16 protein-coding genes and 1 pseudogene are annotated in these 16964 nt (G+C 43.1%); 12 read left to right on the plus strand and 5 right to left on the minus strand.

Going from position 1 to position 16964, the window contains the following annotated elements; genetic code table 11:
• Position 1 precedes the first annotated feature (1 nt).
• The 5 genes from smc to recG form a co-directional block, all read right to left on the minus strand.
• Positions 2-3553, minus strand: a complete 3552-nt coding sequence (gene smc / locus CES79_RS05645) for a chromosome segregation protein SMC (RefSeq protein ID WP_089136576.1) — start codon at positions 3551-3553, stop codon at positions 2-4.
• 27 nt (positions 3554-3580) lie between these two features.
• On the minus strand, positions 3581-4285 hold the full coding sequence (gene rnc / locus CES79_RS05650; protein WP_054656359.1) for a ribonuclease III: 705 nt from the start codon (positions 4283-4285) through the stop codon (positions 3581-3583).
• Between the two features lie 100 nt (positions 4286-4385).
• The gene (acpP, locus tag CES79_RS05655; RefSeq protein WP_054656358.1) at positions 4386-4634 is read right to left on the minus strand and encodes an acyl carrier protein; all 249 of its coding nucleotides are present in this window, start codon (positions 4632-4634) and stop codon (positions 4386-4388) included.
• Positions 4635-4705: 71 nt separating this feature from the next.
• Positions 4706-5743 (minus strand): phosphate acyltransferase PlsX, encoded by a 1038-nt coding sequence (gene plsX / locus CES79_RS05660; RefSeq protein ID WP_054656357.1) that lies wholly within the window; start codon positions 5741-5743, stop codon positions 4706-4708.
• A gap of 16 nt (positions 5744-5759) precedes the next feature.
• A complete protein-coding gene (gene recG, locus CES79_RS05665) occupies positions 5760-7793 on the minus strand; it encodes an ATP-dependent DNA helicase RecG (protein ID WP_089136577.1) in 2034 nt (677 codons plus the stop codon).
• A gap of 314 nt (positions 7794-8107) precedes the next feature.
• Between recG and CES79_RS05670 the strand changes: the two genes are divergently transcribed.
• The 12 genes and pseudogenes from CES79_RS05670 to CES79_RS13200 all read left to right on the plus strand — a co-directional run bounded on the left by CES79_RS05670 (position 8108) and on the right by CES79_RS13200 (position 16927).
• Positions 8108-8563: a hypothetical protein gene (locus tag CES79_RS05670; protein ID WP_089136578.1), complete on the plus strand. Its 456-nt coding sequence runs from the start codon at positions 8108-8110 to the stop codon at positions 8561-8563.
• A gap of 88 nt (positions 8564-8651) precedes the next feature.
• Positions 8652-8987 carry a hypothetical protein gene (locus CES79_RS05675; RefSeq protein ID WP_054656355.1) on the plus strand — a complete coding sequence of 112 codons (336 nt, stop codon included), beginning with the start codon at positions 8652-8654 and terminating at the stop codon, positions 8985-8987.
• Between the two features lie 33 nt (positions 8988-9020).
• Positions 9021-9410, plus strand: coding sequence for a hypothetical protein (locus CES79_RS12695; RefSeq protein ID WP_133286337.1), 390 nt, complete (start codon positions 9021-9023; stop codon positions 9408-9410).
• A 262-nt stretch (positions 9411-9672) separates the two neighbouring features.
• Positions 9673-10029: a hypothetical protein gene (locus CES79_RS05680; protein WP_054656354.1), complete on the plus strand. Its 357-nt coding sequence runs from the start codon at positions 9673-9675 to the stop codon at positions 10027-10029.
• Positions 10030-10147: 118 nt separating this feature from the next.
• A complete protein-coding gene (locus CES79_RS05685; RefSeq protein ID WP_089136579.1) occupies positions 10148-10705 on the plus strand; it encodes a hypothetical protein in 558 nt (185 codons plus the stop codon).
• 178 nt (positions 10706-10883) lie between these two features.
• A complete protein-coding gene (locus CES79_RS05690; protein ID WP_089136580.1) occupies positions 10884-11285 on the plus strand; it encodes a hypothetical protein in 402 nt (133 codons plus the stop codon).
• Between the two features lie 10 nt (positions 11286-11295).
• Complete coding sequence (locus CES79_RS13070; protein WP_225362326.1) at positions 11296-11436, plus strand: hypothetical protein; 141 nt, start codon at positions 11296-11298, stop codon at positions 11434-11436.
• 92 nt (positions 11437-11528) lie between these two features.
• A complete protein-coding gene (locus CES79_RS05700) occupies positions 11529-12152 on the plus strand; it encodes a hypothetical protein (protein WP_089136581.1) in 624 nt (207 codons plus the stop codon).
• Positions 12153-12220: 68 nt separating this feature from the next.
• Positions 12221-13266: pseudogene (locus CES79_RS05705) on the plus strand (IS30 family transposase).
• Between the two features lie 533 nt (positions 13267-13799).
• Positions 13800-14984, plus strand: a complete 1185-nt coding sequence (locus CES79_RS05710; protein WP_159459465.1) for a restriction endonuclease — start codon at positions 13800-13802, stop codon at positions 14982-14984.
• A 24-nt stretch (positions 14985-15008) separates the two neighbouring features.
• Positions 15009-15824 carry a hypothetical protein gene (locus tag CES79_RS05715; protein ID WP_054656349.1) on the plus strand — a complete coding sequence of 272 codons (816 nt, stop codon included), beginning with the start codon at positions 15009-15011 and terminating at the stop codon, positions 15822-15824.
• A 731-nt stretch (positions 15825-16555) separates the two neighbouring features.
• Positions 16556-16927 carry a site-specific integrase gene (locus tag CES79_RS13200; RefSeq protein ID WP_089136583.1) on the plus strand — a complete coding sequence of 124 codons (372 nt, stop codon included), beginning with the start codon at positions 16556-16558 and terminating at the stop codon, positions 16925-16927.
• Positions 16928-16964: the final 37 nt, after the last annotated feature.

Consider the following 16964-nt stretch of genomic DNA (forward strand, 5'->3'; position numbering starts at 1 on the left):
ATTATTTTGAGGCTGGTACTTGATCTAAATCTACGGAAACCAGCTTGGACACGCCGGATTCCTGCATCGTAATGCCGTATAGACGATCAGCTTGAACCATGGTTTCCTTCCGGTGGGTGATCACAATGAATTGCGTATCATCGTTAAAATTGTTCAAGAAGCTTGCAAATCTGGCAGTGTTAGCCGGATCCAAAGCCGCTTCTGCCTCATCCAGTACACAAAATGGTGCTGGCTGAACTTGCAGGACCGCAAACAAAAGCGTAATGGCCGTCAATGCCCGTTCACCGCCGGAGAGCAAGCGCATATTTTGCAGGCGTTTGCCAGGCGGTTCAGCCATGATTTCAATGCCGGTCGTCAGTAAATTCTTGGGTTCGGTCAACACTAACTTGGCTTCACCGCCACCAAACATTTTAACAAAGGTTTCCTGAAACTTCTGGTTTAAGGCTTTAAACGTCGTATCAAAGCGTTCAATCACCTGCTGATCCATTTCAGTCATCGTTTCTAACAAATTATCTTTTGAAGCGCTGAGATCTTCTTTTTGCTGGGTCAAAAAATCATAACGAGTCTTGACTTGGTCATACTGGTCAATGCTGGCAACGTTCACGTCACCTAAATCAGCCAAGCCACGCTTAAGTAACTTCAATTTTTCTTGAATCTTAGCTAATGGTAACGCCACCTGATGCTGTCTGGCAAAGGCCAGACTCACGTGGTAAGTTTCGGCCAGCGTTGTTTGGTGCTGATCGACTTGCGAACTGAGCTGTGAACAGGCCACGTCTAATTTCTGGACTGCTAACTGTTCGTTATTCAGCGTGGCCGTAGCCAGTTGATTGGACCGTTCCAAAGTAGCTTGCTGGTCATTAGCAGTACCCAGATCCAGATTCAGCTGTTTTAAGGTGGCCTGCAGGTGTTGCTCTTTATCAGTCAGCTGCTTCAAAGTGGCTTCGTGCGTCTGAGTCGACTCGCCAGTCTGAGACTGGGCCGTATTCAGCGTGTCGATACGCTTCTGCAACGTCTCAATCTCATCTTCCAGCGTCTTAACACGCTGGGCTTGTTCCGTAGTCTCTTTACCCAGTTGTTTGACTTGCACCGACTTGGTGGTCACGACTGCTCGCTGATCTTGATACTGCGCACTCAATTTCTGAACTGAGTCACTGCGCTGATCCTGCTGCTGTTTAAGCGTCGTCATTTGGGCTTTTAACGCTGCCAGTTTTTGTTCAGCAGTCGCTGTGTCTTGCTGGTTATGTTTTAACTGACCCGCAAAGTCTTCACCATCCTGGTCAAGGCCCCACTGCGCTTGGTGAGTCGCAATCTGCTTTTTAATTGAAGCCACGCGATCCGACAGTAATTTAACCTGATTTTCGGCTTGCTGACGCGTCTCGTTTAACACATTGAGCTGGTCTTGATAATCACTGGGATCAGCTTTCGCCTGAACAGTCTTCAACTGCTTTAATTCGGTCTGTTTAGCTGCCAGTTGACTGGTCATCTGTGCGATGTTGGCCTGCAGCTTAGTTAGTTCTTGCCTCTGACTCAAAATACCGTGGTGCTCGCGCTTATCCTTACCGCCAGACATAGCCCCGCTCGTCGAGATGACTTCCCCAGCCAGCGTAATAATGCGGTAACGGTGATGAATCAGGTTGGCTAAGGTCACGGCATGGTCTAAATCAGCCGCAAAAATTACGTTTCCCAGCAAATGGTCAGCGACCGGTTTTAACCGCGTCTCGCTGACCTGCACTAGATCCGCAGCCACGCCTAAGAAACCGGGCGCCTGCTGACATTTAGCTAACACATTTTCAGCCACGTAAGTTATTTTCAGTTTATTCAGTGGTAAAAAGGTGCTGCGGCCGAGCTGGTGCTTGGTTAAATACCTAATCGCCGCCTTACCAGCCGTTTCATCGCTCACCACCACGTGCTGCTGTTGGGCACCAATGGCCGCTTCAACCGCCTTGGTGTACTTTGCTGGCACATTTAAGATCTCTGCTACGGGACCGATGATGCCGGTCAGCTGATCAGCTGCTTTTAACACCGCTTTAGTCCCTTGATAAAAGCCGGTATAATTTTGCGCTAATTCCTGCAGGCTTTTCAAGCGGGCCTTAGCTTGCTGGCTGACTTCCAGAGCAGATAGCCATTGCTCGTTTAACTGGTCAATTTGCTGCTGGCGTTTTTGGTGCTGTTCTTTGAGCTGCTGACAACTGGCTTGCAGCTCGTCAAATTGTTGCTGTTGCGTCCGCAATTGCTGCTTAGCCGTGTTTAATTTGGCCTCCTGCTGGGCCCGTTCAGTCTGCAATTCACGCAGCCGCTGATTGGCCTGCTGACTGGCAGAAGTTGCCCGCTGCTGATTCTTTTCTAAAAATTGCTTTTGATTATGCAGCGTCGTCAGCGTTTGCAGCTGATCAATGTAGTCATTTTGCAGCTGGTCAGCTTCATCCGCCAGCTTTTGCTCATCCAAGGCCGCCAGCTGAGTTTTCAACTGACTAGCATTGTGACGATCAGTTTTCAAAGCTTGTTTTAACGTCTGCAACTGCATCTCAGTTGCCGTTAGTTTAGCTTGAGTCTGTTTCAGGTTCGTTTGGGCAGCGTTAACCCGTGTGCTTAACTCACTTAAGGTTTGCTGCTGATGTTTTTGGCGTTCTGAATCCACCGCCTGTGCGCCAGCCATTTGCTGTCTGCGCGACGTAATATCCAGTAACTGCTGGTTAGTGTCGTCCTTTTGCTTGGTGAGTGACTGTGTGGCCTGTCGCGCCTGTTCTAACTGTGCTGAGTTGTCGGCCAGCTGTTTTTTAGTGGCCGTTACCCGTGACTGCTTTTCCTTCAGTTCAGCGCGCTGATTCTTCAACTGCGTCTGTAAGTCATCACTTTCGAGGACAAGCCGCGTCTGGTCTAATTCATCAAACTGCTTTTTTTGCGCCACGTATTCCTTAGCTAAACTGGCTTGCTGCGCTAAGGGTTCAATTTGGCCCCCCAGCTCAGTCATGAGATCGTCGACCCGGTCAATGTACCCTGCCGTTTGGTCCAGTTCACGCTTGGCTTTTTCCTTACCCAACCGGTACTTAGAGACGCCGATCAGTTCTTCAACGATAAACCGCCGTTCTTTGGGTTTACTGTTAAAAATCGCTTCCACGCGACCTTGCGAGATCATCGAAAAAGCATTATCACCAATCCCTGAGTCCATAAACAGGTTCAAAATATCTTTTAACCGGCAGTCCTGACCGTTGAGCTGGTAACTGCTGTCGCCATTTCGAAACAGTTTTCGAGTAACGTTGATCTCACTGTATTCTGACTTTAAATACTGATCAGAATTATCCAAAACCATGGTGACGCGGGCCCGATTCAACGGTTTGCGTTTAGCAGACCCGTTAAAAATAACATCTGGCATCCGACTGCCACGCAGGTTCTTGGCGGATTGTTCGCCCAGCACCCAGCGAATCGCTTCACTGATATTAGATTTGCCACTCCCATTGGGGCCCACGATGCCAGTAACGCCATCCTCAAACTCGATTTTGGTATCGTCCGCAAACGACTTGAAACCACTAATTTCTAGCGATTTTAGTTTCATAAGAGTTGCTCCCCACTAACTTCAATATTAGGCTTCGTGATCTGGTTCAAGCTTAAACAACGCCTGCTTGGCAGCACCCTGTTCCGCGTTCTTCTTGGAGTGGCCAACGCCGACACCCAGTTCTTTACCGTCAATTTTGACGGCCACTTTAAAGGCCCGGTCATTATCCGGTCCATTTTCAGACAGTAATTCGTAATCGATTACCGCAGGACCGTTCTTTTGCGCAACTTCCTGCAGTTCCGTCTTGTGGTCAAAGAATTCATCAAACCGACCCTCATCAAGTTTTGGAAAAATAACCTGGTCAGAAAATTTACGGACTGGTTCCACTCCTTGATCAAGGTATAAAGCGCCAATAAAGGATTCAAAAATATCGCAAAGTAATGAATCCCGTTCCCGAGCGTGCGCCTTCTCTTCACCCTTGCCTAACCGAATGTACTGGTCAAAGTGGCATTCCCGAGCGAAACTGGCAAAACTGTCTTCGTTAACCATGGCTGCTCGCAGCCGCGTCAACCGGCCCTGAGGCATTTTGGTGTACCGTTTATAAATATAGTCTGAAACAACTAACTGCATAACGGCATCACCTAAAAATTCGATCCGTTCGTAAAACTTTAAGTTTTCATTGGGATGCTCGTTGACGTAAGACGCCTGCGTAAACGCCTCATCCAGCAAACTCTTATTTTTTATTACAATATTAAAATTAGTTTTAAGTAACTCATCTAATCCCTTAATCAAGATTCGTAACGCTCCTTTTTAATTTAATTTGATACAAGGAAAAAGGCTGTGACAAAACAAATCGTTTCACCGCAACCTTTCCGTTTATTAATCGATACTGCTATTTCTTCGCACTGTTAGACGCAATGTAATCAACAGCTTCACCCACAGTGTTCAGGTTTTCGGCCGCATCGTCCGAAATTTCCGCACCAAAGGTATCTTCCAGTTCCAAAATAAATTCCACAAAATCAATGGAATCCGCATCAAGGTCGGTCTTAAAGTTTAAGTCTAACGTGATCTTGTCACGGTCAACTTCAAACCGGTCCGCAATGATGTCGGCTATTTTATTAAAAATTTCATCTTTAGACATAATTTACCTCACCCTATTTAGTTCAACAATCAGTTTAGCACAAACCATTCAGAAACGGTAGAACTACCTACCTACTTCTGCATGTCAGCCTTGGCCTGCGCCATTTCTTCACTGTGGGCATCAAAGTAATCGACCACGTTATCAACGGAGTGGTTTTTAAGCATGGTTTGAATCTGGCCGATCGTGTTGGCAATGGTTTCAGCTTTGGCTGAGCCATGGGTTTTAATGACCGGTGCTTTCACACCCAGCAAAACGGCGCCACCATACTTTGAATAATCCATTTTAGATTGAATGTCTTTAAAGACCGGTTTCAGCATGGCTGCTCCTAGCTTACCGGAGATCCCGCCAGCCATAATGCTGCTCTTGATCAGTTTTAGCATGGACAGCGCGGTGCCTTCGGTGTTCTTAAGTACGGCGTTGCCAGTAAAGCCATCCGTGACCACCACGTCAGCCACCCCGTTTAAGAGTTCACGTGACTCCACGTTACCGATAAAGTTAAGGTCTTTAGCAGTCGCTAAGACTTCATGAACAGCCTTGTGGACCATATCGCCCTTATCCGCTTCAGTTCCGTTATTGAGCAGACCGATTCGGGGGTTCTTAACGCCCATGACGGTCTGCGCATAATACTTGCCTAAAATGGCGTACTGGTACAAATTAAACGGTTTGGAATCGGCATTAGCGCCCACGTCCAGCATCAAGAACTGATCCTGATCCGGCTTATTCAGTACGGGCAGCGTCGTGGTTAGACCGGGACGATCAATGCCCTTAATTCGGCCAATGATCAGCAGACCGGCTGCTAACAAAGCCCCGGTATTTCCTGCTGAAAAGAAGGCGTCATCCTTGCCATCACGAACGGCCTGAGCACCCAGTACAATGCTGGACTGCTTTTTGCGCCGAATGGCACGAACGGGCTCGTCTTCCATCGCAATCACTTCATCCGCTTGAACGAGATTGATATGATCCGCGTTGTTCAAAAACGGTTTGACTTTATCAGTTTGGCCGTATAGATCAAACTCGATTTCTGGATAGCGGTCACGGGCAAGTTCGATCCCCGCAACAACTTCTTTAGGGGCGTAATCGCCGCCCATTGCATCAACAGCAATTTTCAATGTTATTCATCCTCTCTTAATCAAACATATAAGCGTGTTCTTCAGCTTGTTTGAGATAACTGACTAAATTGGCATTGTCTGGTTGATCCTGCCAGCCAGGGGTACTGGTCAATTTTTTAGCTTCATCCTGGGCCACGCTCAGCATGGTCAGATCAGCAATCGGGTCCCCAACCTTAAAATCGGGCAGACCAGATTGTTTCTTGCCTAACACATCACCGGACCCTCGTAACTCCAAGTCTTTTTGCGACACCACAAACCCATCGTTGGTTTCAGTCATGACCCGCATCCGGTCGACACCGTTTTTATTCTTGGGGTCAGCAATCAAAATACAGTAAGACTGCTGATCAGACCGGCCGACTCGACCGCGAAGCTGATGTAGCTGTGCCAGCCCGAAGTGGTCGGCGTCATAGATCATCATCACAGTGGCGTTTTTCACGTCCACCCCAACTTCGATTACCGTCGTGGCAACGAGTACTTGGTATTGGTTTTCCTTGAACGCCTGCATGACCGCTTCTTTTTCATCGTTTTTCATCCGGCCGTGCAGTAAACCGACCTGATAATGCTGTGGTGCGAAGTAGGCGGAGAACCGTTCGTAAATTGCTTGGGCGTTCTTCATGTCCACCGCTTCGGATTCTTCAATCAACGGGGTGACCACGTAGGCTTGATGTCCAGCGGCTAACTCCCGCAAAACAAACTGAATGGCGGAATCAATCTGAGCATTCTTGATCCAGTGGGTCGTGATCGGCTTTCTGCCAGCTGGCAGTTCATCGATCACTGAAATATCCATTTCACCGTAGCTGGTGATCGCCAACGTTCTAGGAATTGGCGTCGCGGTCATCGCTAGGACATCGGGGTTAGCCCCCTTTTGCCGTAACGCTTGTCGCTGGGCCACGCCAAACCGGTGCTGCTCGTCAATGACCACTAAGCCCAAGCGGTGATAGTCAACGCCCTCTTGAATCAAGGCGTGCGTACCAATGATCAGGTTGATCTCACCAGACGCTAACCGGGGCAAAATTTCTTTGCGAACGGCTGGCTTAGTGGACCCAGTCAGTAACACGATATTCACCGGCAACCCTTCAAAGAGTGCCTGCAAGTTATTGGCATGTTGCTCTGCCAAGATTTCAGTTGGCGCCATCAAGGCCGCCTGGTAGCCGCCAGTAATGGCCGCGTACATACAAATTGCCGCTACCACCGTTTTACCACTGCCAACGTCACCCTGTAAGAGCCGGTTCATGTGAATTGGCCGTTTTAAGTCGGCACAGATTTCATTGACCACCCGTTTTTGGGCCGCCGTTAGTTCATAAGGCAACGCTTGAACGAAGCGCTTCAGTCGCTGGTTGTCATAGTCAATGGCAATTCCGGCCTGGGTTTCATCCCGCCGTTTCAGCAATTGCAGCTGCATCTGAAAGCGAAAGAACTCTTCGAATTTTGCTGATCGCCGGGCCGCCTTAGCCGCCTTAAGATCCTTTGGAAAATGCATATCGTGAATCATCTGCGCCCGGTCCAGCAACCGGTAATGCGTTTTAATCGCAATGGGAACTAAATCGTGAATCTCCGTGTGGTATTTGTCCCAGGCCGCAACGACTAATTGCTGAATGGTCTTTTGGCGAATCCCCTGATTAGACGGGTAAACGGAGGCCATGGGGTCAGCTTTGCCGCTGCTAAGGATCTTCATACCATTAAGCTGTTTACGGTTCGCATCGAAACGGCCGTAGACCATGATTGGTGATTCAACTTCGATACTCTTTTTTAACCATGGCTGATTGAAGAAAGTTACGGGAACCACGTCTTGGCCAATCAGCAGCCGAAAATTCAACCGGCTCTTTTTGCGGCCAAAGCGACTTAAGGTTGGCGGTGCGGCCACGATGCCCTTTAAGGTCACTTGCTCCTGGTCACCAATTTCGTTTAAAGCCTTCACCCGCAGATCTTCGTAGCGAAACGGATAGTAAGTCAGTAACGATTCGATTGTCGTAATACCCAGATCTGCCAGTGCCGCAACCCGTTTCGGTCCAACGCCTGGCAATACCGTCACGGAATCAGATAACCCCACGAAACTCCCTCCTAACCTAACAACTAACAAACAAAGTGCCGGTTCTATTGAGCCGCCACTTAATGAAACTGAATGACTTTAATTATTCGACATCATTTGTGGTGTTCGAAGTTCAAATTATCAAACAATATTTTAGTTTACAACGTCCTACATTATAATCGAAACAAACCGAAAAAACCAGCCGGACATCGCGTGACTCTGGGAATGATTCACTGGCCTAACAACGTAAATGGCCAAAATAACTTAACGTTAATTACTTAACTAACGTCCTTTTTCTACTCAGTCAGCGTAGAATATTTATCGAGGAGGAAATCATGACTAAAACTGGATTAGTAACAACCGCTTTAAGTATTGGCCTATTAGGCACACTGGCTACTTCAACGATCACTGTGCACGCTGCAACGTTACATAAAGGACTGCCCCAGGCCTTTGTTGGAAAATGGAAACACCATATTGATTATCAAACAGTTCAGGGCAAGACCTACGAACAAGCCCATTTATACCAAGGCACGAAACACGGTTTTGCATTAAGTACCACTTACAATGATCCCTTGTACTTTCCCGTCCGGTACAATCAATATCTCGGCAACCACACTTACAAAATTCATATGACTGCTGCGTATGGTGGCCAACATGGTATCATCTTTTTTCACAAATACTCCCCAAATAAAATTGGTTTTAAACTTTCCGCTCACGGTAAATACATGTCTTACAATAGCAGGAAGCCCGTGGAAAACTATCCTTATTCGTGGCTGGGTTTAGACGATTAGTACGTTTCGGAGTGTTTAAATAAAATATATGATTAGTCCAGAAACCGATGACGGTAAAAGCTGAATTCATTTTAGGAGATTGAATCTTATGTATTTCAAGAAACTTGTCATGTTAGGTGTGACTGCTCTTTCATTAGGTGCAACCGATGTCGCATTGGCACAGCCACAAACCGCAGAAGCCAGTACACACAGTATTTCTAGATCGTGGAGAGGTCATTATTCAGGACCACAGCACCTGACACTGTCGGCCCATTATCTGAAACTTGGCGGTGTCAAATCACACGTTAAATACATTACCAAGTCTTCTCATGGCTATCATTGTATTCATTTTTCAAACGAACAGCCACTATGGTTAAAGCATGGATACAACAAGATATATTTGCATTATGGTGTTGGCGGCAGCACTGACGTCTATTACCGTTAATAATTTTAAATAAATAAACTGGAGATATTTCAATTGAAATTAAGAAAATATGTATTATTAGGCGCTGCTGGCCTAGTGCTGGGAACTGGCATCCCTTTTGCACAATCAACTGCTGGAGCCAGCACCTATCATTCAATTCCTAGCTCAATGAGGGGTTATTACATTTCATCAAGTAATCAGGCTATGTGGTTACGCAAACATACAATAACTGACGCAATACCACAGGGGGATGCTGATTCTTTTCACATCAGCAGGATCAATCACAACGGTCATCATTATACGATTCATGCTTCAGTTTATATGGGAAACACGGTACACGTTACTTACAGGCTGAATCGTTACGCCAAGAATAAGTTTAGTTATCGTGGCCGTTATTTTCACAAGGTTTCTAAATCTCACTATTATTACTATGTAAATCATTAAATCTAAATAAATGTTCCAGAATTTGTGACTATGAAACGAAATACAACATCAATAAGTACTCAAAAGAACGGCCAATACAAACAAAAAATGAGGTGTCCCATAGTAGTTAAATTTCTGTCTAACTATTATGGAGCACATGCCATCCAACCTAGGATGGCCTTTTTTATTTGCTGGATTGATTTTTAAATATACTTGGTTTATCAAATAAATCTGTTAGTTATATTAGAACTCCTGTATACTTATAAATCGGGAGATGAAGAAAATGAGAATTGGAACAAAGTTTGCTTTAATCGGATTAGCTTTTGCGTCTGTACTGTCTGTTACGCCAACGGCACAGGCTAAAGATCATAAGGTAGATGGGATGCCTAAAACTTTCCAACATGTTTGGCATTGTGGCAAATACAAAACCAAAATTACCAAACATCATATTTACTGGGCTCCCAAAGGTGGCAAATACATAACACATATTACTTTTAAGTGGGTTCTTAAACAGGGCAATAAATATACTGTAGATAGCATGAAGATATTAGAACAAACACCCTATTGGACTAAAGGTCACACCATGTACCATGGCATCAATAATGATTCAATGTATAAGACAACTAAATGGGTACGGTAATTGATTAGTCCATAGAGATGTGGACTTTTTATTTTGCCTCTTTATCTATTTGCTTGACTTATTACAACTATTTCTAACAAATTAACTAGAGTAATATATTTATTACTAGGAGGAAAATATGAAAAAATCTGTATTAGTAACACTTGCTTTAAGTATTGGTCTATTCAGTGTAGCAGCTACTTCAATTACAACTACTGATGCTCAAGCTAAAACAATAAATTATGGTTCGATAGCTCGTTCTTCTGACTATGATGGCGTTCATTTTAAATTTAAACTCGATAAGCAATTATCGCGTGTCACAAACAATTCATCGGACTGGAATGACGTTGCTGTATATGATACACGAATCACCAATCGTACAAACAATTCCGTCAAATTTTACTTTACCCAAATGTATATGTCTAGTCTTAGTCCTGACCCCGATGGAAACTATACAAAGCGAGTTGATCATCCTCATTCTCACGTTACGGTTAAACCACACGGTACTATAACTGTTTACAATAGCTTCCGTGATACGGATAATGCTGCATACAGCCTTTTCATGCCACACAAGAAAGATCAAGACGTCCTTCAATATTACCGAGACAATGACTATTACTTGATGAACATCAACAGGTTACATAATTCCGCAAAGGGATATGGCTGGCATCCTAAGAACAGTTGGACAAACTCATAATAGCAATTATTTTTTAGAAGGCATTTCGCCTTCTTTTTTTCTGTCAACTTTTGTCATGTCATTGCATCTTGCCAATCGTAAAATGCATCACGGCATGGACATACATTCTATTGTCCTAATTGTCATTAACTAATGAACGGATTAGCAGTATATTTAAGCTTGTAGGGGGAATTACATTATGAAAAAATCTATCTTAGTCACGTTAGCATTGTCAGCTGGCTTAATTACTGGCGTTGGCGCTATATCTACAACTGCCAATGCAGCAACATACCACAAGGGTTTTCCAAAGAGTTTACGCAATACAAAATGGCGTGGGAGAACCGCTGGTGTTTCCGCAGAGGTAAAATTTGGCAAATCAACATTATACTATGCACCATCTATGGGTGGCGATCCACAATATATGCTGCACACAAAATATCGCTATCTTGGACATCATGTTTATTATTTAAAGGGCCGTGTATACGATAATGCACCAGCAGGTGGTATTTCATGGAGTTATAAGGTTAAACGGTATAATTCCCATAAACTATATTTCAGGGATATGCGCAATTCAAACATTAAAGGTATGTTCAAGCGTTAGGAGTAATATTATGAAAACTGATGGAGAGTTAATTTCTAAGCACTTAATGGAATTAATTACTAAAAGGAAACTACCAATTAACCGAATCGCTACTTTAGCTGATATGAGCCAATCAACAGTTAATGCAATGTTTGAAGAGCGTAGCAAGTAGCCAACTATCACAACTATTAGAAACGTTTATCGCGTGCTTGGAATTTCTGTTCATGACTTCTTCAACTTCTCGCCTTGTAACAAGGTGAAAGCATGAACGGGATAATTGAATGGATTTTGCATCAAGTTTCAACTCAATGGATAGCAATCATCACAGCCATAGCAGGCTTTATAGCATGGAAAAATAGTAATGCCAAATTATTGATAGAATCTGATAAAATCGCTAAACCCGCAGCCGGAATTCTTTTAAATGATGGTGGTTCCATTCTTAATCAGGAAGTTAGTATCCAGCATTTAACTTTGTGGATAATTAACCCTTCAGCAAATGACATAAGCTATTTTGATTTACGAATGCTTTCAGATTCAGGAGAAATTGATTACTATACGTTAATCAAATTCACTTACTTAAATAATTTGGCTGGAAAAACTGCAGAGGCCCTAATACCATTCAAAGATGGGAAACCATCCAGTGAATCAATCGCAATAGAATTACCACGAAACAACTATGGAACTGTACCAGCACACGGCTTCGCTCAACTTGATTTAGTCTTTCACGCTGAAGAACCGTATAGTGATGGAATGATTGTGATGAAACTTGCCCTTCCGCACAATCTTTGGAGCCGTTTCCGTCATTCGAAATATGCTCCAAAATGGTTACACCCAAAAATGGGTTATATTTTGTCCCCGAGTTTAAACTCTAAGTGCAACGATAAATAACTAGACCAAAAAGGTCATGATGACCTATTCTTATTAGTAACCACACCACTAAGAAAGAGGAATCCATCATGACCCAATCTCAGACTATCATGTCTCATCATTATACACAACTGTCTTCCACAGAAAGAGGCAAGATTGAAGCCTGGCGGACGCCACAGCGTCGGAGTGACGGCACTACGAAACCACTTCCATCAATTTCGGAAATTGCGCGACGTTTAGGCCGTAATAAGGCTACTATCAGCCGTGAAATTAAACGTGGTACTACCACTCAGATTAAGGGTAATCACAAACGGGTCACTGTCTATTTAGCGGACACTGGGCAAGCAGTTTATGAGCGACACCGTCAGGGGTGTCGCTCGCAGCACAAATGGCAGACCTGCCCAGACTTTTATACCCAGCTACAGGTTGAGCTTCGCCGGCGACCACGCGTACACAGTGTGGATACGTTCGTTCACTACTATCGGCAAGCCTATCCAGAGCGAGATTGTCCATCAACTCCCACAGTATACCGTGATATTGATTCTGGGGTCTTGTCCTTACGCAATAGTGATCTGCCGATGAAATTACGCCGACGTGTTAAAGGCAATGGTAAGTCCCATGCACGCATGAGCACATCTTAGGAGCCTCAATTACTGAACGGCCGGCAGTTGTTGCAACGAGAACTGAAATTGGTCACTGGGAGGGTGATCTGGTTAAAGGTAAGCGGACCGAAGATCAACCAGCCTTAATGACTTTGACAGAACGAACTACCCGTTTTCAGATTATCTATAAGATCCCGAATTATCATGCTGTAACTTGTCGTAACAGTCTTCAGACGATTCTGGCTGATTACGGTGATGAACACTTTAAGTCCATTACTTTTGACAACGGTAGTGAGTTCGCAGAGCTCGCTCAGGTCCAAGGAACACAGATCTACTTCGCTCATCCCTACTCGCCATGGGAACGGGGGACCAATGAAAACCACAATGGACTTATTCGTGAGTTCATTCCCAAGGGACACTCTCTGCATGATTATGACATTACTATGATTCAGGCTGTTCAAGATGCACTAAATAACCGTCCAAGACGAATTCTAGGATATCGCACACCTAGTTCACTTATGCCTGATTTATAGTCGCTACTAGACCAATTATGAGAATAGGTCATTAACGTTGCACTTGACTTGACAATTCGGGGTTATATTTTGTCTGAAACTCAAGAAGTTTCTTTGTCATTTCAGGTGAAAGATATTCAAAAATTAGTACAGCCGAGTTAAATCGAGATTTAATACTGTGATCAGTTGCGATGATTGCAACGCAGATTGTCACTCATCGATATCACACTATCGACCCATTCACGATGGTATACGAGCTGGGACATGTGATTATGTAGGAAGGCTTGATTGACTATTATTATTTAAACAACCACGCTCACTCTGTTTTAGAGAATGAAGCCAATGAGAGTTTACAGTGTCCCTGCCGGCTCAACTTTATATAGAAGAAAATGACTGTTTACCAGCCAATTATTCTGACTTGATCTGTGCATATAGGCTGTCTGGAATGGCATTAGGCTAGTGATTTTTTGCCTTTATGTATGGGTTTCTATTACAAATCAATCAAATAAAGACATAATCAGATAGAATGCATCTCACTAAGTAAGGAAGATATGATGTCAAAAGCGCTAAAAATCTTCCGATATTTTTTATCGTTTGTAATTATTTTAGCTGGATTGATTTCCGCCATGGCATTGTTTGAACCTGGTATAAATTTTGGTACTGCCGTTACTATTATTATCATCGTATTAATAATCTGGGCAGTTGGCCTACTTATTATGCCTCCGGTGTGGTCAAAGTTTATTGCACTTTTTTATACGTCTAAAGCAGCCCAGTTGAATGAAAGCACAAAGTGGCTCCACAAACAGCAAGTGGAAGCAAGCAATAGACTGACTGAACTTAATTCAAATATACAAAAGAAACAGGCAAATTTAGATACTTTAAACTTTTATCTAGCCGAAAAGCAGTCAAACTTAGATTCTCTCAAAGATAATATTGAACACCAACAAGTAGTGTTAGAAAATGCCAATAGTGAAACTGAAGAAATTAAAAACAACAAAATTATGCAAGAACAAATAGCGTTAGGCGACGTTAAAAGAGCGGTTAAAGGAATCGAGAACAGAAAAGTTGTCCGAGAACAAGAAGCAAACCAAATAGAATCTCGCATTGCAGGCAAAAATTCAGAACTTGATTTCATTCGAGAAAAAATTACGAAATCAAAAAAAGAACTGCAGGAAGTTAATAACAAAATTGCAGATCTTCAAAAAAAGCTTTCTGACCCCGACAATGCAAAGACATTACAAGAGATTGAACACGTTAACCAAGAAAAACAACAAGTGATTTTCTTCTACTCCAGTGAAATATTTCAAAATTTTTTGGACTATTCGGCTGATAATGAACTAGTAAAGATTGACGGTATGACCGGTTTAGGCTTTGAAAAATATGTAGCCGATCTTCTAAAACGAATTGGATACACAAATGTAGCCACCACTTCTGCTTCCGGCGACAATGGACTAGATGTACTAGCACATAATGGAAATACCTACTATGGCATCCAGTGCAAGCTGTATACCACGCCAGTTGGCAATTCAGCTGTCCAAGAAGCATACTCTGGCGGATCGTATTATAAAACTGACAAAAATATAGTTATCACTAATAACTATTTCACACCCAATGCTACTGACGCTGCAGCTACAATGGATGTTGACTTATGGGATCGAGACAAGCTTAAAGAACTCATCCTCGAAACATACAATATTTTTAATGAGCACCGTTCAGACATTGATGATGATAAAAGCTGAATTAAATATTAGGAGATATTTCAATTGAAATTGCGAAATTATGTATTATTAGGTATTGCTTCCCTTTCATTAGGTATAGTAGCAATTACATCACAACCGGCACAAGCTTCAGCAGCCGCAGTACCAGCTAGAATGCGTCACGATTGGCATGCAAACAAATGGGGTGAAAGCTACTATCTAAACTGTCATAAGTATCATGCTAACTTCTACGATGGTGCTTGGCATACACTTTATTATTCTCCCGCCGGCTACAACAAATATAATCTGAATCCAGCCCACCACTCTTACGATGGTGTCTCTATGACGTATAAAAGTGCTCACCGAGTAACCGTACTCTATGACACAGCTTATTTGCACTTTACCCGTGGTAGTAGTCATGAAATGTCGCCTAAAAAGGTTAATTTTAGGACAGCCGACAACATCAACTTCTTTTATAATTCTTGGAGCCCTGCATACTTAGATATACATTCTACTGGTATAGATTTATATGGTTCAGCCGATAATGCGGAAAACCAGAATGATTCAGTTGGGACATTTTCAAATGTAAGAAAACAAGTTTCTGCTAAATGGATTAATGAAAATGAACAAAGCAATGTCTTAATGCTAAAAGTAAACGGCAAAGTTTACTATTCTGACAACAAAGGACATGATATTCGACCATATAGTGCACATCGCGAAAAGGATGGTATTTGGTCAAGCTTTAAACCCACAAGCAAATATGCACGTCTCAAGAAAAGCACTCATGTTTATGTTGGTACTGAATGGACATATGAAAATGATACTGATACTGATTTAAAAACCTATAAATATAACGGATCACATTGGAAATTCGAATACTAAATTTTAAAAATACTAACTAATTAATAATAAGCAAACAACCCTAACGGCTGTAATCTAAGGAGATATTTCAATTGAAGTTAAAACACTATGTAATGATAGGTGTGGCTGCCCTTTCATTAGGCGCTGCTACCACTGCACAACCACAAACTGCAAATGCCAGTTCATATCATCGAGCATATGTTACACGTAGTATAACCGTATACCACTTCATTTGGGGTGGCAGTTTTGCTAATAGTTCATTAGGCAGTTATCTTCGTCTACATGCCGGACGTACGGTTCACGTAAAACCGTTCTATCACATGGGTAAAGATGGCTATATGCTGCATGTCTCTGGTCATGGGTCAAGAACGTATTATGCCAGAACGAATAGTTCAAGCTGGTATCGAAGATAAATACAAGCAACGTTGGATATTTTGCCCTGCACGCCAGCAATGGCCTGCTGAGCATCGGGTGAATTCAAGGAAAATCTAAACGCAAGCAGGCTTATCCAAGTTTGCCGTAACTAGTGTAAACAACAAAACTGACGCTGAAATGGCGATAAACACTAATGGGCACAATACCATAAATATTGATTTACAAATTATATTTAAAAAGATTAATGGCTTTCTTGACGGTGAAGAAACGGGACTGACTAATCAATTAGTTTTTCCTATCTATCTAATTGATTCAAACTAATTGATTCAAACTAATTGATTCAAACTAATTGATTCAAACTAATTGATTCAAATAATATGTCCCAAAATATCGGAGACAGTCCCCTTCAGACATTGAAATATGAGATTTTAAAGGCACAGTCCCCGATAACTATTTCATCTGGGTCAATCCTGATACCGGTAAACCCATATCAGCCAGAACGACCAGCGGATTTGTTTGCCAGGATCAGCCTTGTGTCCGGTGTTAAAATTAATCCCCACAAATTTAGACACTACTTTGCAACCAAGGTACGTTCAAATGCAAAAATTTCTGACACTGACGCGATGCACTGGCTTGGCCATTCCAACATTGAAATGACCGACTCATACACCAGAGAGACCCCAGAAGGCTCAATTCAAGCCTTTAGAGGGGTTGAGGATGATTTAAGCCCAATTCCGTCCAATAAATAGTTCGGCTTAAAACGCCATTTAGCTGGATGTTACCATT

The organism is Secundilactobacillus silagei JCM 19001, assembly GCF_002217945.1.
Lineage (GTDB): Bacteria > Bacillota > Bacilli > Lactobacillales > Lactobacillaceae > Secundilactobacillus > Secundilactobacillus silagei.